The organism is Janthinobacterium sp. GW821-FHT03A03 (assembly GCF_059421435.1).
Window position 1 is genome coordinate 164419 of sequence record NZ_JBWKUZ010000001.1, and the last position, 17741, is coordinate 182159.

The 17741-nt window shown below is 66.7% G+C and carries 16 protein-coding genes; 3 read left to right on the plus strand and 13 right to left on the minus strand.

Features of this window, described 5'->3' with window-relative positions; translation table 11 throughout:
- Window positions 1-103: 103 nt before the first annotated feature.
- Both AC07VI_RS00785 and AC07VI_RS00790 read left to right on the plus strand, forming a co-directional pair.
- Window positions 104-601, plus strand: a complete 498-nt coding sequence (locus AC07VI_RS00785) for a pyridoxamine 5'-phosphate oxidase family protein (RefSeq protein ID WP_086144091.1) — start codon at window positions 104-106, stop codon at window positions 599-601.
- Between the two features lie 87 nt (window positions 602-688).
- Entirely contained in the window at window positions 689-1282 is a 594-nt protein-coding gene (locus tag AC07VI_RS00790) for a DUF2239 family protein (protein ID WP_086144090.1), read from the plus strand.
- Window positions 1283-1300: 18 nt separating this feature from the next.
- On the opposite strand, the gene AC07VI_RS00795 is transcribed toward AC07VI_RS00790, so the two are convergent.
- The 13 genes from AC07VI_RS00795 to AC07VI_RS00855 all read right to left on the minus strand — a co-directional run bounded on the left by AC07VI_RS00795 (window position 1301) and on the right by AC07VI_RS00855 (window position 16724).
- Complete coding sequence (locus AC07VI_RS00795; protein WP_086144089.1) at window positions 1301-1567, minus strand: hypothetical protein; 267 nt, start codon at window positions 1565-1567, stop codon at window positions 1301-1303.
- A 189-nt stretch (window positions 1568-1756) separates the two neighbouring features.
- Complete coding sequence (locus AC07VI_RS00800) at window positions 1757-2113, minus strand: KGG domain-containing protein (RefSeq protein WP_086144222.1); 357 nt, start codon at window positions 2111-2113, stop codon at window positions 1757-1759.
- Between the two features lie 199 nt (window positions 2114-2312).
- The gene (gene pdeM, locus AC07VI_RS00805) at window positions 2313-2984 is read right to left on the minus strand and encodes a ligase-associated DNA damage response endonuclease PdeM (protein WP_086144088.1); all 672 of its coding nucleotides are present in this window, start codon (window positions 2982-2984) and stop codon (window positions 2313-2315) included.
- On the minus strand, window positions 2981-4534 hold the full coding sequence (locus AC07VI_RS00810) for a DEAD/DEAH box helicase (RefSeq protein ID WP_492995346.1): 1554 nt from the start codon (window positions 4532-4534) through the stop codon (window positions 2981-2983). The genes pdeM and AC07VI_RS00810 overlap by 4 nt, the downstream gene beginning before the upstream one ends.
- A gap of 10 nt (window positions 4535-4544) precedes the next feature.
- On the minus strand, window positions 4545-6176 hold the full coding sequence (locus AC07VI_RS00815) for an ATP-dependent DNA ligase (protein ID WP_492995348.1): 1632 nt from the start codon (window positions 6174-6176) through the stop codon (window positions 4545-4547).
- Window positions 6169-7209 (minus strand): ligase-associated DNA damage response exonuclease, encoded by a 1041-nt coding sequence (locus AC07VI_RS00820; protein WP_099375049.1) that lies wholly within the window; start codon window positions 7207-7209, stop codon window positions 6169-6171. Before AC07VI_RS00820 ends, AC07VI_RS00815 begins: the two co-directional genes overlap by 8 nt.
- A gap of 86 nt (window positions 7210-7295) precedes the next feature.
- Window positions 7296-8981: a RecQ family ATP-dependent DNA helicase gene (locus AC07VI_RS00825; protein WP_492995350.1), complete on the minus strand. Its 1686-nt coding sequence runs from the start codon at window positions 8979-8981 to the stop codon at window positions 7296-7298.
- Between the two features lie 106 nt (window positions 8982-9087).
- Entirely contained in the window at window positions 9088-9486 is a 399-nt protein-coding gene (locus tag AC07VI_RS00830) for an MAPEG family protein (RefSeq protein WP_099420808.1), read from the minus strand.
- Between the two features lie 46 nt (window positions 9487-9532).
- Window positions 9533-12916 carry a hybrid sensor histidine kinase/response regulator gene (locus AC07VI_RS00835; protein ID WP_086144082.1) on the minus strand — a complete coding sequence of 1128 codons (3384 nt, stop codon included), beginning with the start codon at window positions 12914-12916 and terminating at the stop codon, window positions 9533-9535.
- The gene (locus AC07VI_RS00840; RefSeq protein ID WP_086144081.1) at window positions 12913-14040 is read right to left on the minus strand and encodes a hybrid sensor histidine kinase/response regulator; all 1128 of its coding nucleotides are present in this window, start codon (window positions 14038-14040) and stop codon (window positions 12913-12915) included. Before AC07VI_RS00840 ends, AC07VI_RS00835 begins: the two co-directional genes overlap by 4 nt.
- Before the next feature lie 128 nt (window positions 14041-14168).
- The gene (locus AC07VI_RS00845) at window positions 14169-14765 is read right to left on the minus strand and encodes a chemotaxis protein CheB (RefSeq protein WP_492995354.1); all 597 of its coding nucleotides are present in this window, start codon (window positions 14763-14765) and stop codon (window positions 14169-14171) included.
- A gap of 1 nt (window position 14766) precedes the next feature.
- The gene (locus tag AC07VI_RS00850) at window positions 14767-15600 is read right to left on the minus strand and encodes a CheR family methyltransferase (RefSeq protein WP_172404655.1); all 834 of its coding nucleotides are present in this window, start codon (window positions 15598-15600) and stop codon (window positions 14767-14769) included.
- 131 nt (window positions 15601-15731) lie between these two features.
- Window positions 15732-16724, minus strand: coding sequence for an aldo/keto reductase (locus tag AC07VI_RS00855; protein ID WP_216356304.1), 993 nt, complete (start codon window positions 16722-16724; stop codon window positions 15732-15734).
- Window positions 16725-16809: 85 nt separating this feature from the next.
- Between AC07VI_RS00855 and AC07VI_RS00860 the strand changes: the two genes are divergently transcribed.
- On the plus strand, window positions 16810-17712 hold the full coding sequence (locus AC07VI_RS00860; protein ID WP_492995357.1) for a LysR family transcriptional regulator: 903 nt from the start codon (window positions 16810-16812) through the stop codon (window positions 17710-17712).
- Window positions 17713-17741: the final 29 nt, after the last annotated feature.

The following is a 17741-nucleotide window of genomic DNA, read 5'->3' on the forward strand; positions in this document are numbered from 1 at the left end:
ACAGCGTTGAAACAAAGCGCCTCCGCTACGTAAGCTGGCGTACAGAGCCGCGCGCTGCGCCCGCCTATGCTGTTGTTCAGGACAACCATCACGGGAGCACACCATGCAACACTATTCCAGCGAACAACTGGCCAGCATCGCGGACAGGATCAAGGGCGTCAAGTTCGGCATGCTCACCACCAGCGACGACACGCGCACGCTGACCAGCCGTCCCCTCACGCAGCAGCAGGTCGACGGCGACGGGCATATCTGGTTCTTTGTTTCCGACGAGGCCGGCTATACGCGCGACCTGCTGAACAACCCGCAGGTCAACGTCAGCTTCGTCGACACGGGCGACAGCCTGTATGTGTCCGTCTGCGGCCATGCGGCATTGCTGAAGGACCGCGCCAAGGCGGAGGAACTGTGGAGCCCGCTGGTGCAAGCCTGGTTCCCCGGCGGACTCGACGATCCCAAGCTGTCGCTGATCAAGGTGACGATACAGTCGGCCGAATACTGGGACAGCAGCGCCAGCAAGATGATGCAATTTTATGCAATGGCCAAGGCCGCCATCACGGGCGAGCCGCCGAAAGACCTGGGCGAACACGGCCGCATCGACCTGTAACACGGCCGCCCTATTTTACCCGGGTGTTATTGACTTTCAATTTAACCCGGGTAAAATTGCCTGCATATGCACTCATAGGAGCAAGCCATGCACGCCCCCACCCAACTGACCGCCTTTGCCGGCCCACGCAAAGTGGCCGCCGGCACATTACATGCCGTGGCGCAAACACTGAAGGAACTGGTGACGCGCGATCCCGATGCGCAGATCCTGATCTTCGATGACACGAACGGCAGCCAGGTGGACCTGAACCTGCATGGCAGCCTGGACGAGGTGCTGCAGCGCCTGCCGCGCGAAGCCGCGCCGGCGCCGCAGGACGATACTCCCGCTCCCGCGCGCACGGCGGGCCGGCCCAGGCTGGGCGTGGTGGCGCGCGAAATCACCTTGCTGCCCCGGCACTGGGAATGGCTGGCGACGCAACCGGGCGGGGCGTCCGTGGCCTTGCGCAAGCTGGTGGAACAGGCGCAGCGCGGCAACAAGGCGCACGATGAACAGCGCCAGGCGCGCGAAGCGGCCTATAAGGTCATGAACGCCCTGGCCGGTGACGCTGCCGGCTTCGAGGAAGCGAGCCGCGCCCTGTTCGCGGGCCGGCAGGAAGCCTTCCTTGAAAACGTGCGCGACTGGCCAGCCGACGTGCGCGAACACGTCTTGCGGCTGGCCCGGCGGGGCTTGTCAGACAGTTAAGGAAACGGACGGGGAAGCTCAGACGCCGGTGCTGCCCGTGGTGTCGGGCGCATCGTCGGCGCTCTGCCGGCTCTGGCCGGCCACGCCGGACTGGTGATGCGGCAAACGGTCGGCGCGCCGCACTTCGCCGATGGAAAACAGATCGTCGCCGATATCGAGGCCCTGCTCGCTATCGACCAGCACAAAGCTTTCGGCCGCCTCTGCCGCGCTTTGCTTGCTGCCCGCCGTGGACGGCGTGCCGCCTTGGCTATTGCCTGGATTCGGCGTGTTGGAGTTGCCCATCATCTTCTCCCGGAAAGTTGGCTGCGGGCTTGACTACGCGCTAGCCTGCCATCACAGCCATTTCATCATAGTCCATGTCTGCTGCATTGCATCACTTTTTGGCGCCGCAGGAAAAACCCTGCACAGGGCCGGCGGAAAGCCCCGCTTCCCGCCGGCCCTGCCCACTGATGGGCTTCACCCTACGGCGCGCTGCTACTTGTTGCGCGAGCCGGAGCCGGAACCCGCACTTGAACCGGAACCGCCGCTTTGCCGGTTGTCGCTGCTGGCATTGTCGCGCGAACCGCCGGAGCTGGCGGCGCTTTGCCGGTTCGCATCGTTTTTATGGCTTTGGCTGCCTGCGCGGCGCGCTTCCTCGGACGTGAATTCATGCGCCGTGCCTTTTTCATGCGCGGCGCGCCCCCCTTCGCTGGCGATTTCGCGCTGCTGGGCCGGATCCATGGAAGCGAAACCGCGTTTGCTCGTATCGCTCTGCTTGCTTCCGCCGCTGCTGCCGCTACTGCTGCTACTGGTTTTACTACCCTGCTGTTTATTGTCGCTCGATGTGGCCATGATGATCTCCTTGATCGATAGAATCAGAAAACAGTGCAAACCATGCAATTCTTCCCCTCGCATGGCAAGGGAATCCTCATCTTAGTGCGGGCATGGGCGGCAAGAAATAGGAGGATGGCAAGCGCTGATGTAGGATGAGTCCCGCCACTGGTGGCGCGGTTACAATAAAAAATATACCAAAAGTATATAACCCGGACGGTCACGGTGGCAGGCGGAAGATCGCCGCGTCGGCCGTCACGTAGACGCGCTCGCCAATGCCCGGCCGCACGGCGTGGCCGCCCGTGAAGGCGCCGAACGAGGGCAGGATGGCACGCGACGGCCCCAGCAGGAAACAGGGCAGGCGCAGGCCGCCCCCGCCGCCCGCGCGCAAGCGATACACGGGATGGACGTGGCCGGCCAGCACATAGCCGGGCGCCGGCGTCTCCGGATGATGGCAGAACGACAAATTTCCCACCGTATGCGGCTCGTCCGCCATGGCGATGCGCAGCGCGCCGGCCGGGTCGCCCGCGTGCGCATCGTGGTTGCCGCGCACCAGGGTCAGGCGCAAGCGGGGATGGCGCGCGCGCCAGGCCAGCATGGCCGCCACGGTGGCGGCCGCGTGCGCGGCCCGCGCATGCAGGAAGTCGCCCAGGAAGACGATTTCCTCGCAGGCGTAACGGGCCAGCAAGGCGTCGAGCGCCAGCAGGTTTTGCGTCGTCGTGCCGCGCGGCACGGGCACGCCCAGCGCGCGGAAGGCGGCCGCCTTGCCGAAATGGATGTCGGCCACGACCAGCATCCGGCGCGCCGGCCAATAGAGCGCTCTGTGCGCCAGCAGCCAGACGCTTTCGCCGGCCAGCTCCACCGCGCAATGCGCTTGCTCCTGGCCCTTCATGCGGCCGCCTTTTCCAGCGCGCTGACCAGCCGCGCTACCCGGTCCGACAGCCTTTCCGTCGTCAGCTGTTCGCGGAAGCGCTCGACCATCAGGCCGAAGGCAAACGGCGAGGCGCGCTCCAGCGGCTGCAGGGAAATATTGCGTTCATGCAGCTCGCGCAAGGTGGCGCGCAGCCGCGTCAGTTCCAGTTCCTGCTCCAGCACTTCGCGCTGCGCCTGCGTGAGCAGCAAATTGGCCGCGTCATGCTTGCGGAACACCTCGAAAAACAGCGAGGACGAGGCCTGCAGCTGGCGCGCGCTTTTCGGCTGGCCCGGATAGCCCTGGAACACAAGGCCGGCGATGCGGGCGATTTCGCGGAAGCGCCGCTGCGACAGTTCCGTTGCATTCAGGCTGGCCAGCACGTCTTCCAGCAAGTGTTGCGTGCTGAATAAGTCCAACCCCGCGCCCGTGGCCCCGTCGAACAGGGGGACATAATCGAGCTCGCTTCCCCCCAGCAATTCAAAACCGTAGTCGTTGACGGCAATCGACAAGGTGGTCGGTTGCGCGCGGGCAATGCGGTAGGCCAGCAGCGAGGCCAGGCCCAGGTGCACGGCGCGGCCCGCGAACGGATACACGAACAAGTGCCGGCCTTCGCGGCTGCACAGGGTTTCCACCAGCAGGTTGGTGCGCGTGGGCAGGGCCGACCAGCGCGCCTGGATGGCCAGCAGGGGCGCCAGCGCGCGCATTTCCGGCCCCTTGGCACGGCCCTCCCGCGCCAGCTGCAGCTGGTCGAGCACGGCGTGCGCCAGTTCCGACGACAGCGGCATCTTGCCGCCCTGCCAGCGCGGCACGGCGCCGCGGCTGCCCGTGGCGCGCCGCACATAGGCCGTCATCTCGTGCACGCGCACGAATTCCAGGATGCGCCCGCCAAACAGAAAATGGTCGCCCTGTTTCAGGCGCGCGAAGACGTCCTGCGCCTGGCGCAGATTGCCCAAGGTGGCCGACAGGCCCCACGTCATCAGGTTTTCCTGCCAGCGGCGCAGCCGGGCCAGCGCCAGCTGCACCTGCACGCCGCGCTTACTGCCCATCAATTCATGCCACTCGTCGACGATCACCGTTTCCAGCAAGGCGAAGCGTGCGTGCGCATCCGCCTGGCTCAGCATCAGGGACAGGCTTTCCGGCGTCGTGACGAGCACCTCGGGCCAGGCCTTGGCCTGCCGCGCCCGCTGCGCGGCGCTGGTATCTCCCGTGCGCGCCTCGATGCGCCAGCCGGGCGCCAGCGTTTCGCCGGACGCCTGCAGCGCGCGCACCGTGTCGGCCGCCAGCGCCCGCATGGGCGTGATCCACAGCACGCGCAAGCCCTGCTTGCGGCGCTTGCCCGCCAGGCGCTCGGCGCGCAGCAGGGCGCCGAACCAGACGGCGTAGGTCTTGCCGGAGCCCGTGCTGGCATGCAGCAGGCCGGATCGTCCCTGCGCGCTGGCCCGCCAGATGGCGCGCTGGAAAGGGAACACGGCCCAGCCGCGCCCCGTGAACCAGGCAGCGACGCGCTGCGCCGGCAAGCTCTTGCTCATGGACCGTCCTTCATCCGGCACCGGCCAGCATGGCTTGCAGGGTGGCCAGAGTGTCGGCGTCGGCGACGGCCTTGTCTTCGCGGCGGCGCAGGATGCGGGGAAAGCGCACGGCGATGCCCGCCTTGTGGCGGCCGGAGGCGGCGATGCCCTCGAAGCCGATCTCGAACACCATGGTGGGCCTGACGCTGCGCACGGGGCCGAATTTTTCTATGGTGGTCTGGCGGATGGCGGCATCGACCTGGGCGATTTCCGCATCCGTCAAGCCTGAATACGCCTTGGCGAACGGCACCAGCCTGCGTTCGCCATCGTCCGCTTCATCCCACACGGCGAACGTGTAGTCCGTGTACAGCGAGGCGCGCCGGCCGTGGCCCGCCTGGGCGTAGATCAGCACGGCGTCGACGGCGTAGGGGTCGATCTTCCATTTCCACCAGGTGCCCACGTCTTTCGTGCGCCCCACGCCATACGCGGCCGACGCGGCTTTCAGCATCAAGCCTTCCACGCCGCGCGCGCGCGATTCCGCGCGGATGGCGGCCAGCGCTTCCCAGCTCTCGGCGGCGATGCACGGCGACAGGCGCAGCGCGGGCGCATCCACTGCGGCGACGACGGTTTCCAGCAGCGCGCGGCGCTCGTGCTGCGGCAGGTGGCGGATATCCACGCCGTCCAGTTCCAGCACGTCATAAGCCACCAGCACGGCGGGCAACGCTGCCAGCAGCTTCGGCGAGACCGTCTTGCGGCCCATCCGTTGTTGCAAATCTGCAAACGGCGCCGGCACGGCGCCCGGCTGCCAGACGAGGATTTCGCCATCGAGCACGGTACCTTCCGGCAAGGCCAGCTGCGCCAGTTCGGGAAACCTGTCCGTGATCAATTCCTCGCCGCGCGACCACAGCCAGTTCACGCCCTCGCGGCGCAGCAGCTGGGCGCGCATGCCGTCGTATTTCCACTCGGCCAGCCAGCCGGCGGGCTCGCCCAAGGATTCCGGCGCTGCCTGCAAGGGGTGCGCCAGGAAGAAGGGGTAAGGCTGGCCGCCGCGCAACGCCTGCTCGCCATCGGACTGCGCGGCGATCAGTTTCAAAAATCCCGCGCCCGTGGGGCTGACCTTGCCATCGGTCCAACCCATCAGCCGCTGCGCGATCAGCTTGCTGTCGACGGCGGCGATCGATGCCAGCGCCCGCGTCACCAGCAGTTTTGAGACGCCCACGCGAAAGCCGCCGCCGATCAGCTTGATCAACAGGAAGCGTTCGCGCGTTTCCAGCTCGTCCCAGTACCCCAGCAGGGCGGCGCGGATGGCGTCCGGCGGCGCGCCGCGCAACGGTGCGATGCGCTGCTCGACCCACTCGGCCAGGCCGATGTCGCTGTGGCGGGTGGGCGCGGGCAGGATCAGGGCGATGGTTTCAGCCAGGTCGCCGACGGCGTGATAGGCCTCGTCGAACAGCCAGGCGTCGAGGCCGGCCCGTTCGGTCGCATAGTCGCGCAGCGGCCTGGTGGGCACGGCCTGGCGCGGCTTGCCGCCGGCCAGGAAATACACGGCCCAGGCCGCATCGTGCGGCTTGGCGCGCTGGAAATACGCTTGCAGGGCCGCCAGCTTGCGGCTGGTGGCGGTGGTCTCGTCGAGTTCCGCGTACAGCCGGGCAAATTCACGCATGCGCAACGTCCTCCGCCGCCGTGGGAGCACCAGGCGCACCGTCATCGGCCTCGTCATCGCCATATTCCGTCTCGAAGCCGCCCGCCTGCCAGCCGTTCTGCCGCAGCCAGCGCACCATCACGGGGATGGCGCCGTGCGTGACGATGATGCGTCCGGCCTGCGTGGCCGTGATGGCCTGCATCAGGCCGGGCCAGTCGGCGTGGTCGGACAACACGAAACCCCGGTCCACGCCGCGCCGCCGGCGCGCGCCGCGCAGCAGCATCCAGCCGCTGGCGAACGCATCGCTGTAGTCGCCGAAACGCTTCATCCACGGCGAACCGGCTGCCGATGGGGGCGCGATCACCATGGCCGTCTTCAGGGCCGCCTTGTCCGTCACCTCGCCCACCATGACAGTGGCCGGCAAGGCCACGCCCGACTCGCGGTAGACCTGCGTCAATGCCTGCGCCGCGCCATGGCAGATAATGGGGCCGATGGTAGCGTCCAGGCCCGCCAGGATGCGCTGCGCCTTGCCGAAGGCATAGCAGAACAGCACGCTGGTGCGCCCCTCGGCTGCATTGCCGCGCCACCACTGGTTGATGTCGTCGTATATTTCCTGCGGCGCCTGCCAGCGGTAGATGGGTAGGCCGAAGGTCGATTCCGTGATGAAGGTATCGCAGCGCACGGGCTCGAACGGCGCGCAGGTGGGGTCCGGCTGCAGCTTGTAGTCGCCCGACGCCACCCATACCTTGCCGCCGTGCGCCATGCGCACCTGGGCCGAACCGAGCACGTGGCCGGCCGGGTGCAGCGACACCTGCACGCCGTGGTGTTCGATGGTCTCGCCATACGCGAGGCCCTGGATGGAAACGGTGCCCAGCTGCGCGCGCAGCACCTGCGCACCGTCGGCCGCGCACAGGTAATGCCGGTGGCCGGCCCGCGCATGGTCGGCATGCGCATGCGTGATGATGGCGCGCTCGACGGGACGCCACGGGTCGATATAAAACTGTCCCGGCACGCAATACAGGCCTTCCTTGCGCACCACTACCATGTCCGCCATGCCCAGCTCCTACGTTAACACGCGTTGGAATGGGCTGATTCTAGCGCTCTTGCGCCAGATCATCTGTCGGGCAGCGCACACTGGCTTCACGCGGGGGCGACGAATTCCGCCATGAAGGTGCGCGTGGTGTTTTCCGGAAACGCGATGGTGACCTGGTCGCCGGCCACCGACAGCACGGTGCCGATGTCGAAGCGGGGCACGCGCACCCGGCTGCCCACGGCGATCGACGGTGCCGATGGCGCGGCGGGCAGCGGCGGCACGGGGGCGTCGTCGAGCAGCATGGGCGTCGTCAGCGCCGGCGGCGACTGGCAATTGTCGCAGGTGCAGCAGCGCTCGAAATCCCCCGCATCGCCGAAATACTCGAGCAGCAGCTTCCAGCGGCAAAAACCGCTCTGCGCATACGCCACCATCTGCTCGAGCGCCTGCTTGTCGCGCTCCTGCTTGTCGACATAGACCTGCGCCAGCTGCGCGTACGTGGGCGAGCTGGCCGAGGGCGCTTTCAGGGTGTAGCCCAGCTGGCGGTCCTGGCGCAGCAGCTTGCCGTCTTTCAACAGTTTCAGGCACACCTTCAGGTGACCGTCGGAAAAATCGGGCAGGCTGGACGCCAGCGCAGCGAACGCGAACGTGGCCGGCAGTTCTTGCGCTGCCGCCACGATGGCGGCCAGCTCGTCAGCCGTTGGGTAGTGTTTCGCCAGGAAAAACTGCTGTACCCGCTTGTCTTCCTGGAAATACAGCAAGGTGCAGTCGGCGGGCATGCCGTCGCGCCCGGCCCGGCCCGATTCCTGGTAGTACGCTTCCAGGTTGGCCGGCACCTGCAGGTGGATGACGAAGCGCGTGTCGGGCTTGTCGATGCCCATGCCGAAGGCGTTGGTGGCCACCATGATGCGGCGTTCGCCGCCCATGAACAGGTCCTGGTTGTGCTTGCGCTCGCGCGCCGCCAGCTTGCCGTGGTAGCAGGTGACGCTTGCGCCCAGCTCCGCCAGCCGCGTCGCCAGCTCTTCGACGGTTTTCACCGTGGCCGCGTAGACGATGCCCGCGCCTCGCGTCTCGCGCAGCAGGCGCAGGACTGCATCGTGTTTTTCGCCGGCATTGGTGACCTGGACCACGCCATAGCGCAGGTTGGCGCGGTAAATGCCCGTATTGACGACGCGCAACTGCGGCGCGGCAAGCTGGGCGCGGATGTCGGCCACCACGTCTTCCGTGGCCGTGGCCGTCAAGGCCAGCACGGGCGGGCGGCCCAGGGCGCGCAGGGCGGCGGCGATGTCCAGGTAGGCGGGACGGAAATCGTGACCCCACTGGGAGATGCAATGGGCTTCGTCGATGACCACCAGCGCCGGCGGTGCGGCGGCCAGCAGGGCCAGGAATCCGGCCGTCGCCAGGCGTTCCGGCGTGCAAAAAATGATGCGCTTGCCACCCTGGGCGATGCGGGCGATGGCATCGTCTTCCTCGGCGCGCGACAGGCTGCTGTTGAGCTGCACGGCCGTGATGCCCAGTGCATGCAATTTTTCCAGCTGGTCGTGCATCAGCGAGATCAGCGGTGACACGACGAGCGTGGCGCCCGGCAACAGCGCGGCCGGCAGCTGGTAGCACAGCGACTTGCCGCTGCCCGTGGGCATGATGGCCAGGGTATCGCGCCCGGCCAGCACGCTGTCGATGACTTCCTGCTGGCCCGCGCGCAGGCGCGCGATGCCGAATACCGAGCGCAGCAGGCGCTGGATCTTGCGCTGGGGCACGCGGCCCAGGTCTTGCACTGCAGAAATAGTAGTCGCCATCGCGGTCTGGTTCCTCGCATGCCGGCGCCAGTCGCCAGCTCGCCGCTACTTTACGGCCGGGCCTGTCGACAGGCCATAGGACGGCCGCTACAGCCCGCGTAGGAATTCAGGAAGCGAACAGGATGGCCCAGTAAAGCATCAGCAGGCCGGCAACCGACACGCACCACACCAGCGTGCGCACGACGGGGATGCCGAACGCGTACAGGGGCAGGTAGAGCACGCGCGCGGCCAGGTACAGGGCCGCGCCGTACAGGGTCAGCGCGCTTTCCTGCGCCGTCACGTGGACGATCAGCACGGCGGTGGCGAACAGGGGCAGGGTTTCGAACAGGTTGGCCTGGGCCCGCTGCAAGCGGCCCGTGACCTTGCCCACGGGCGGCCCCGCGCTGTCGCGCGCCCCCATATTGTATTGAGGACCCGTTTCCAGCGTGCGCAACAGCGCAGGCAGGAGGATTTGCAGCAGGGCCAGCACGAGGGTACACGCGAGCATCGTCAGTTCAGGGGTCATGCTTGCCTCTGCAGGGTAAGACGGGCGGGCCGATGGCGCGCGCCCGTCAGGATTGGTCGAGTGCCGCTTGCAGCTCCATCAAATCATACGGTTTGCGCAGGACGCTGGCGGAAAAGCCCAGCTCATCCATCGATTCCTTGCCGTATCCGGTGGAAAAGATGATGCGCATGTCAGGTTTTTCGCGCAGCACCATGCGCGCCAGCGCGATGCCGGACATGCCGGGCAGGCTGACATCGGTAAACAGGATATCGAAGTCTTGTTCGCTTAGCAATTGCCACGCGGACTCGCCATCGGACACGCCGCTCACCGTATGCCCGAGCATGCCCACCAGCTCGCACACCATCAGCTGCGAATCGAGGTTGTCTTCCACCACGAGTATTTTCATCGATGTCGGCATGTCTCCCTGCGGCGCCGGCGCATGGCCCGTCAAATCCAGCCCCGGCGTGCCGGCGCCCAGTGCGCTGGCCGCCAGGCCGCCGGACACCGGTGCGCCGGACCGTTCAAACTGGCGCGCGCGCATTTGCTGCTGGCGGTTGGCCAGCACATGGCGCAGCTTGCGCGCCAGCTCTTCGCGCCGGTACGGCTTGCTGAGCAATTCTACTCCTGCGTCGAGCCGCCCTTCGTGCACGATGACGTCTTGCGCATAGCCGGACGTAAACAGCACGGCGATATCGGGCTGCAGCTCGCGCGCCTGGCGCGCCATGTCCGTGCTGCTGACGGGACCGGGCATGATCACGTCCGTAAACAACAGATCGATCTGCGCGCCGCTGTGCAGCACGGCCAGCGCGCTTTCGCCATCCTCGGCCTTGAGCACCGTATAGCCGAGCGCGCCCAGCATGTCGACCACCGTGGTGCGCACGCCCACGTCGTCTTCCACCACCAGCACGGTTTCCGTGCCGCCCGTGACGACGCCGCTCAATTCCACTTCCTCGTCCGCCTCGGCCATCAGGGAGCGGGGCAGATAGATTTTGACTCCCGTTCCCACGCCAGGTTCACTGTAGATGCGGATATGGCCGCGGCTCTGCGTGACGAAGCCGTAGGCCATCGACAGGCCCAGGCCCGTGCCCGCCCCTTCCGGCTTGGTGGTGAAGAACGGCTCGAACGCGCGCTGCAGCACGGGCCCGCTCATGCCGCGCCCCGTGTCCGTCACCGACAGCATCACGTACTGTCCGGCCGGCACGTCGACCAGGTTGTGCACATAATGCTCGTCGAGCACGACATTGCCCAGCTCGATGGTCAGCTTGCCCGCGCCATCCATGGCGTCGCGCGCATTGATGGCCAGGTTGAGGATGACGTTTTCGATCTGGCTGCGGTCGACCAGGGTGTTCCACAGGCCGCCGCCGCCCACCAGCACGATGTCGATGGCCTCGCCCAAGGCGCGCCGCAGCAGCGCATCCATATTGCGCACCACGCGGGCCAGGTCCGCCACCACGGGTTTGAGCGGTTGACGCCGCGCAAACGCCAGCAGGTGCGAGGACAGCTTGGCGCCCCGCTCGACGGCGGCAATGGCCGTGTCGAGCCGCTGGCGCATGAGGCCATCCGTGCCCGCCAGGTGCTGCAGCAGATGCAAATTGCCGGAAATAATCTGCAGCACATTGTTGAAGTCATGCGCGATGCCGCCTGTCAGCTGGCCCACGGCTTCCATTTTTTGCGCCTGGCGCAAGGCGTCTTCGGCCTTGGTGCGCTCGCTCACTTCCTGTTCGACCCGGTGCTCGAGCGTTTCGTTCAATTCATGCAGCGCTTTTTCCACGCGGCGCCGGTCCGTGATATCCGTCTTGACGGCGATCAAGGAACGCGTGTGTCCCTGTTCATCGACGAGGCGGCTGACATTGCTCGACACCCACACTTGCGAACCATCGGGTTTCAGGTAGCGCTTTTCCAGCGAAAACGACTCGCCCGTCTCCACCAGGCGGCGGAACAGCACATTGTTGCCCGGCACGTCGTCGGGATGCAGGATATCGTTCATGTTCAGGCTCAGCAGCTCTTCGGCCGACCGCCCCAGCATGCAGCACAGCGCGCCGTTGACTCGCTGGAAACGGCCATCGAGGCCCAGTTCGGACAAGCCGACGGATGCCTGGCCGAAAATGGCCGCCATGCGCTCCTGGCTGGCCATCAGTTCCTCCTCGATCTGGCGCCGTTCCGTGACGTCGAAGGACACGCCCACATAGCGGCGCTGGCCCGGCAAGCGGCCGGCAATGACCTCGCCCTGGCGCGCGATCCAGCGCACCGCGCCATCGGCGGGGCGGCGGATGCGGTATTCCACGTATTCGAGCGGATTGGGCGCCAGCTCAAGCTTGCTGGGCCCGACCTTTTGCTGGTCGCGCGCATCGACCAGGCTCACCAGCAGTTGCTGCGTGACTTCCTCATCATCGGCGATGCCCCACTGGCGGCGGAACGTGGGCGACACGAGCATCGCGCCCGTCTCGGGGAACCATTCGAAGGTGCCGATGCCGCCCGCCTGCTGCGCCAGGCGCAGGCGCTCCTCGCCTTCCATGCGCTCGGTGACGTCGATGCCTTCGACGAGGATGCCCGTCACCGCGCCGTCCGCATCCTTGATGGGCTGGTACACGAAATCGACATGGCGCTCGCCCGTCTGCCCGTCCGCCGTCTGCAAGTCCACCCTGACCTGGCGTCCCTCGTAGGCAACGCCGGAACGGTAGACCTGGTCGAGCAGGTCGATGAAGCCCTGCGCCTTGACTTCCGGCAAGGCCACTTCCACGGGCTGGCCCAGCAGGTCGTCGCGTCCCACGAGGCGCAGATAGTGTTCATTGGCCAGCTCGAACACATGCTGCGGCCCGCGCAGCAGGGCCATGAAGCTGGGCGCCTGCTGGAACAGGGCGCGCAGCAGGGCGCGGTCCTCGTCCAGGCGGCGGTTCGCGGCCCGTACCGCCTCGCTCTCGGCCTGCAAGGTGGCGTTCAGCTTGCCCAGCTCGGCCGTGGCCAGCTTCAGCTGGCGCCCTTCTTCCATGCGCGCCGTCAATTCCACGGCCGTGCACAGCACGCCGTCGACCTGGCCATCGGCGCCATGCACGGGGGTGTAGAACAGGTCGAAGCAGACGTCCGTCGGCTGCCCGTCGCGCAACAGCGGCAGGCAGCGCTCGCGGTGCACCTGCGTCTCGCCGCGCAAGCCCGCCTCCAGGATGCGCGCGTTCCAGTCCCAGATCTCGGGCCAGACGGCCGGCACCGTGCCGCCCAGCGCGGCCGGATGACGCGGGCCGGCGATATTGATGTACTCGTCGTTATAGACCATCACGTGCTGCGGCCCCCACATCAGCACCATCGCCATCGGCGAATGGAGCACGATGTCGACGCTGGTGCGCAAATGGGCGGGCCAGGCGTCGAGCGCGCCGAGGCTGCTCGCCGACCAGTCGAACTGGCGCACCAGCTCGCCCATGCTGCCGCCGCCGCGCGGCCAGGTAGGCTTGCTCATGGCGCCGCCACGTCGGGCTGCACGCACACATGGCAATGGCGCGGAATGCGCACCGTCGCCACCGTGCCCTGCGTCGCCGACGAGCTGAGCTCGACCGTGCCGCCATGGGCCTTGACGAACATGTTCACGGTGTACAGGCCCAGGCCCAGTCCCTGCCCCGTCCTGCGTTTCTCGCGCGCCTGCTGGAACGGCTCAAACAGGGTCGGCAGCAGGGCGGCAGGGATCACGCCGCGATTGATCACGCGCAACTCGATGCAGTCGGCAGCCCGCCCGTCGAGCGCCAGCTGCACGGGTGCGCCCGCCTCGCCATGCGTGATGGCGTTGCTTAAGAGATTAGAAATGACTTGCGACAGCAAGCCCGCATCGCACTGCCCATGCAGCTCGCCGACGCTGCTCAGTTCGATGGATGCGGCCTGTCCCGCCGTTTCGAATTCCTCGACGATGGCGCGCGCCAGCGCCAGGTAGTCGTGCATGCTGCTGCGCAACTCCATCGTGCCCGAGCGGATGCGCGCCAGGTCCAGCAACTGGTCGACCATGCGCGCCATGCGCTTGGCGCTGCTTTCGATGCGCTGCGCCGTGACGACCACTTTCGGGTGGTCGCTCATCATCGGCAGCAGCATGGCGCCGTTCATCACCACCGACAGCGGCGTGCGCAAGTCGTGGCCCAGCACGGCCGTAAATAATTCGTTGAGGTGCAGGGCGTGCTTGAGCTCGTCGAGCTGGGCAGACAGTTCGCGTTTCTGCTGGTACAACTGCACCAGCACCGCCACCTTGCTCTGCAAGGCTTTCACGTCGATGGGCTTGTACAGGAAATCGACGGCGCCCGCCTCGTAGCCACGGAAACTGTAGCTCGGTTCGCGCGAGGCGGCCGTGAGGAAAATCAAGGGAATGCTGCGCGTGCGTTCGCTGCCGCGTATCAGCTCGGCCAGCTCGAAGCCGTCCATCTGCGGCATCTGCACGTCGATCAGGGCCAGCGCGACCTCGTGCGTCAACAGCAATTCCAGCGCTTCCGCGCCCGATGATGCTTTCAGGACAACAATACCGGGCCGCGCCAGCACAGCTTCGGCGGCGATCAGGTTTTGCGCGATGTCGTCAACGACGAGGATATGAATAGGTGCAGTCACGGATCAGTCTTCAGGCGTCGCCATGGCGGCATGCCGGCATGTTGCGATATTTAAAATTAGTATTATTTCTGTATTCACATCAGTGGTCATATATTACACGCACTCCCCGCAGCGATCCATTTGTCCGTTCATGCACCGAGCAACGCCAGGCTGGCGGCCATTTGCGGCAAATCGAGCACGCGGTCGGCGCCGGCACGCTTGAGCGCAGCGGCCGGCATGACGGCGCAACTGGCCCGTGCCGGGTCCTGCACCCAGGCGCCGCCGCCCAGCTGCCGCACGCGCGCCAGCCCCGCCGCGCCGTCGGCCGAGGCGCCCGTCAGGATGATGGCCAGCATGGCGCGCCGGTAGGCATACGCCGCCGTTTCCAGCAGGACATCGATGGACGGGCGCGAAAAATTCACGGGTTCTTCCTGCGACAGCGAAAAACAGCCTTCGGGTTCGATTTGCAGGTGATAGTCGGGCGGCGCGAAATACACGACGCCGGCCTGCAGCGGCTCCTTGTCCTGCGCTTCGCGCAGGGGCAGCTGGCAGCGCTGCGCATACAGCTGCGGCAACTGGCTGGAGCGGCCCGGCGCCAGGTGCAGCACCACCACGACGGCCGCGCGGCAGCGGGCCGGCAAGGCGCGCAGCACGATGCCCAGCGCTTCCACGCCGCCGGCCGAAGCGCCGATGGCGATCAGGCGCAGGCCCGGTGGCGGCGGCGCCACGTCGCAGGTGGGCAGCATGTCAGGCCCGCTGGAAGATGCGCTCGGCCGGGCTCAGCTCGTTGAAGCTGTCCGCATGGCGGCTGAAATGCAGGCTTTCCTTCATGCCCAGGCCCAGGAAGCCCCGGTTCACCAGCGCTTCGTGGAACAGGCCCAGGCTGCGGTCCTGCAAATCTTTATTGAAATAAATCATCACGTTACGGCAGGAAACCATGTGCACCTCCGAAAACACGCTGTCCGTCGCCAGGCTGTGGTCGGCGAAGACGAACTGGCGCCGCAGACGCCGGTCGAAGATGGCGCCCTTGTAGGCCGCCGTGTAATAGTCGGACAGCGAGCGCTTGCCGCCCGCCAGCTGATAATTCTCGCTGAACTGGGCAATGCGCTCGACGGCGTATATGCCCGCTTCGGCGGCCGCCAGCGCCTCGACATTGATGTCCGTCGCATAAATCATGCTGCGTTCGAGCAAGCCTTCCTCGTCCAGCAGGATGGCCAGCGACCACACCTCTTCGCCGCTGCTGCAGCCGGCCACCCAGATCTTGATCGATGGATAAGTGTGCAGGATGGGCACGACTTTTTCGCGCAGGGCGCGGAAATACGCGGGATCGCGGAACATCTCGCTCACCTGCACGGTGAAAAACTGCAGCATCTGCGCGAACACGGCAGGTTCGTGCAGTATGCGGTCCTGCAACTGCGACAGGCTGGCGCAGCCGAAGCGCTCCATGGCCTGGCGCATGCGGCGGCGCAGCGACGCCACGGAATAATCGCGGAAATCGTGCTGATATCTCAACAAGATTCCCTCAAGCAATAATTTCAGTTCTATATCGAAAATATCGTCATCTAACAACATCCACCTCATCGGATACCTGACTGTTGAACACGGTGCAACGCGCACCGAGCAGTCACTGCCAAATGCTAGCAGATCGTCGGGGATTGTCCCGCAGGAAAAGCTTCAGTTAGGTACGCTGGCGTACACTCGCGCGCCTTTTTTCACGCATCCACGCCCTTCATGCCTTCGTCCGTGTAGCGCGCGCCCGCCGCCATGCCCAAAGGAAAGGCGGCGCTGATCGCCGCCAGTTCCGCGGCATCGAGCCGCACGTCCAGCGCGCCGAGATTGTCGTGCAGGTAGGCGATGCGCTTGGTGCCGGGGATGGGAATGATGTCGTCGCCCTGCGCCAGCAGCCAGGCCAGCGCCAGCTGGGCCGGCGTGCAGCCTTTGGCGCGCGCGAGGTCCTGGACCAGCGCCACGATGGCCTGGTTGCGCGCCAGGTTTCCGGCCGCGAAACGGGGATTGAAATGGCGGAAGTCGCCCGCGTCGAGACTGTCCGCGCCGACGATCGTTCCCGTCAGGAAACCGCGTCCCAGCGGGCTGTAGGCAAAGAAACTGGCGCCCACGTCGCGGCAGGCGGCCAGCACGCCCTGCTCCGGCTCGCGCGTCCACAGCGAGTATTCGCTCTGCACGGCCGCCACGGGGCAGAGCGCCGCCGCGCGCCGCAAAGTGGCGGCGCTCACTTCGCACAGGCCCACGGCGCGAATTTTTCCTTCTTGCATCAGCTGCGCCAGCGCCCCCATCGATTCTTCCAGCGGCGTGTCCAGGTTCAGGCGGTGCAGGTAGAACAGGTCGATGGTCTCCACGCCCAGGCGCGCCAGCGACGCCTCGCAGGCATGGCGGATGGTGGCGGGAGCATTGTCGACGCGGCGCGCATAGCTGCCCGCCTCGCGCGCCAGGCCGCACTTGGTGGCGACCAGCGCCTGCCCGCGATGCTTGCTCAGAAAACGGCCCAGCAATTGCTCGTTGTGGCCGAAACCGTAGGCGTCGGCCGTGTCGAACAGGGTCACGCCCGCCGCCAGGGCCGCTTCCAGCGTGGCCAAGGATTGCGCCTCGTCCGTGGCGCCATAGAATTCCGACATGCCCATGCAGCCCAGGCCCAGTGCCGAACTGGTCAAGCCGCTATGGCCGATGCGTCGTTGTTGCAGTTGCATGTTGATCTCCCTCAAGTGTCAATGCGGCCAGTCTAGACCGCGCCGGCTGGCGGGGGAATGCGCGATTTCGTGATACCTTTCTGGTATGAGAGCCCTTGACACCCATGCCCTGACCCTGTTTTGCGCCGTCGCCCGCTGCCTGAACTTCCGCCAGGCGGCCGAGCAATTGCATATGACCCAGCCGCCCCTGTCGCGCGCCATCAAGACGCTGGAAGACAAGCTGGGCGCCCGATTGTTCGAGCGCGACACGCAGGGCGTGGCCCTGACGCAGGCGGGCCGCACCCTGCTGCCGCAGGCGCTGCACATCCTCGACTTGCTGGATGCGGCGCAAACCTCGCTGCAGCGCGATGCGGCCCCGGCGCGCCTGCGCCTGGGCCTGACCAGTTCCGTGGAAGCGGGCCTGTTCCGTCCGCTGCTGGCGGTGCTGGAAGGGCAGCTGGAGGCGCAACTGGGCAATGTCCGGCTGGAGCTGACGGCGGCGCCGTCGCCGCGCCTGGTGGCCTCCGTGCGCAAGGGCCAGCTCGACGCCGCCCTGCTCGCCCTGCCCAGCGCCACGTTCGAGCTGGCCGTGCAGCCGCTGGCGCGCCAGCCCATGATGCTGGCCCTGCCCGCCGGGCACCGCCTGGCGAAGAAGCGCAAGCTGGGCCTGTCTGATATCGCGCAGGAATCGATCTACTGGTTCGAACGGGCGCGCCAGCCCGCCTTTTTCGACCATTGCCAGGCCATTTTCCGCCGCCACGGCTTCGCCCCCGCCTTCCTGCGCGAAGCGCCCGACCACCACGTGCTGCTCGGCGACGTCGCGGCCGGCAAGGGCATGGCGCTGCTGGCCGACTCGTTCCGCGCGCTGCGCCTCGCTGGCGTGGCCTACCGGCCATTGGCAGAGGGCGAGGAACTGGCGGCCGGCATCGGCCTGGCCTGGCGGGAAGAACACGGGCATGCTGCCCTGCCCCTGCTGCGCCGGCTGGCGCAAGAACATCTGCAAAAGTGAGGGCCGCGCGCGGACGCGCCAGACGCGCT

Coding starts and splice junctions, on each gene's coding strand:
- AC07VI_RS00810 (WP_492995346.1), bottom strand. CDS start 4,534: ATGAGCAAGAGCTTGCCGGCGCAGCGCGTCGCTGCCTGGTTCACGGGG.
- AC07VI_RS00815 (WP_492995348.1), bottom strand. CDS start 6,176: ATGCGTGAATTTGCCCGGCTGTACGCGGAACTCGACGAGACCACCGCC.
- AC07VI_RS00800 (WP_086144222.1), bottom strand. CDS start 2,113: ATGGCCACATCGAGCGACAATAAACAGCAGGGTAGTAAAACCAGTAGC.
- AC07VI_RS00845 (WP_492995354.1), bottom strand. CDS start 14,765: ATGCTGCCCACCTGCGACGTGGCGCCGCCGCCACCGGGCCTGCGCCTG.
- AC07VI_RS00850 (WP_172404655.1), bottom strand. CDS start 15,600: ATGAGGTGGATGTTGTTAGATGACGATATTTTCGATATAGAACTGAAA.
- AC07VI_RS00820 (WP_099375049.1), bottom strand. CDS start 7,209: ATGGCGGACATGGTAGTGGTGCGCAAGGAAGGCCTGTATTGCGTGCCG.
- AC07VI_RS00825 (WP_492995350.1), bottom strand. CDS start 8,981: ATGGCGACTACTATTTCTGCAGTGCAAGACCTGGGCCGCGTGCCCCAG.
- pdeM (WP_086144088.1), bottom strand. CDS start 2,984: ATGAAGGGCCAGGAGCAAGCGCATTGCGCGGTGGAGCTGGCCGGCGAA.
- AC07VI_RS00860 (WP_492995357.1), top strand. CDS start 16,810: ATGAGAGCCCTTGACACCCATGCCCTGACCCTGTTTTGCGCCGTCGCC.
- AC07VI_RS00835 (WP_086144082.1), bottom strand. CDS start 12,916: ATGAGCAAGCCTACCTGGCCGCGCGGCGGCGGCAGCATGGGCGAGCTG.
- AC07VI_RS00790 (WP_086144090.1), top strand. CDS start 689: ATGCACGCCCCCACCCAACTGACCGCCTTTGCCGGCCCACGCAAAGTG.
- AC07VI_RS00855 (WP_216356304.1), bottom strand. CDS start 16,724: ATGCAACTGCAACAACGACGCATCGGCCATAGCGGCTTGACCAGTTCG.
- AC07VI_RS00785 (WP_086144091.1), top strand. CDS start 104: ATGCAACACTATTCCAGCGAACAACTGGCCAGCATCGCGGACAGGATC.
- AC07VI_RS00795 (WP_086144089.1), bottom strand. CDS start 1,567: ATGATGGGCAACTCCAACACGCCGAATCCAGGCAATAGCCAAGGCGGC.
- AC07VI_RS00830 (WP_099420808.1), bottom strand. CDS start 9,486: ATGACCCCTGAACTGACGATGCTCGCGTGTACCCTCGTGCTGGCCCTG.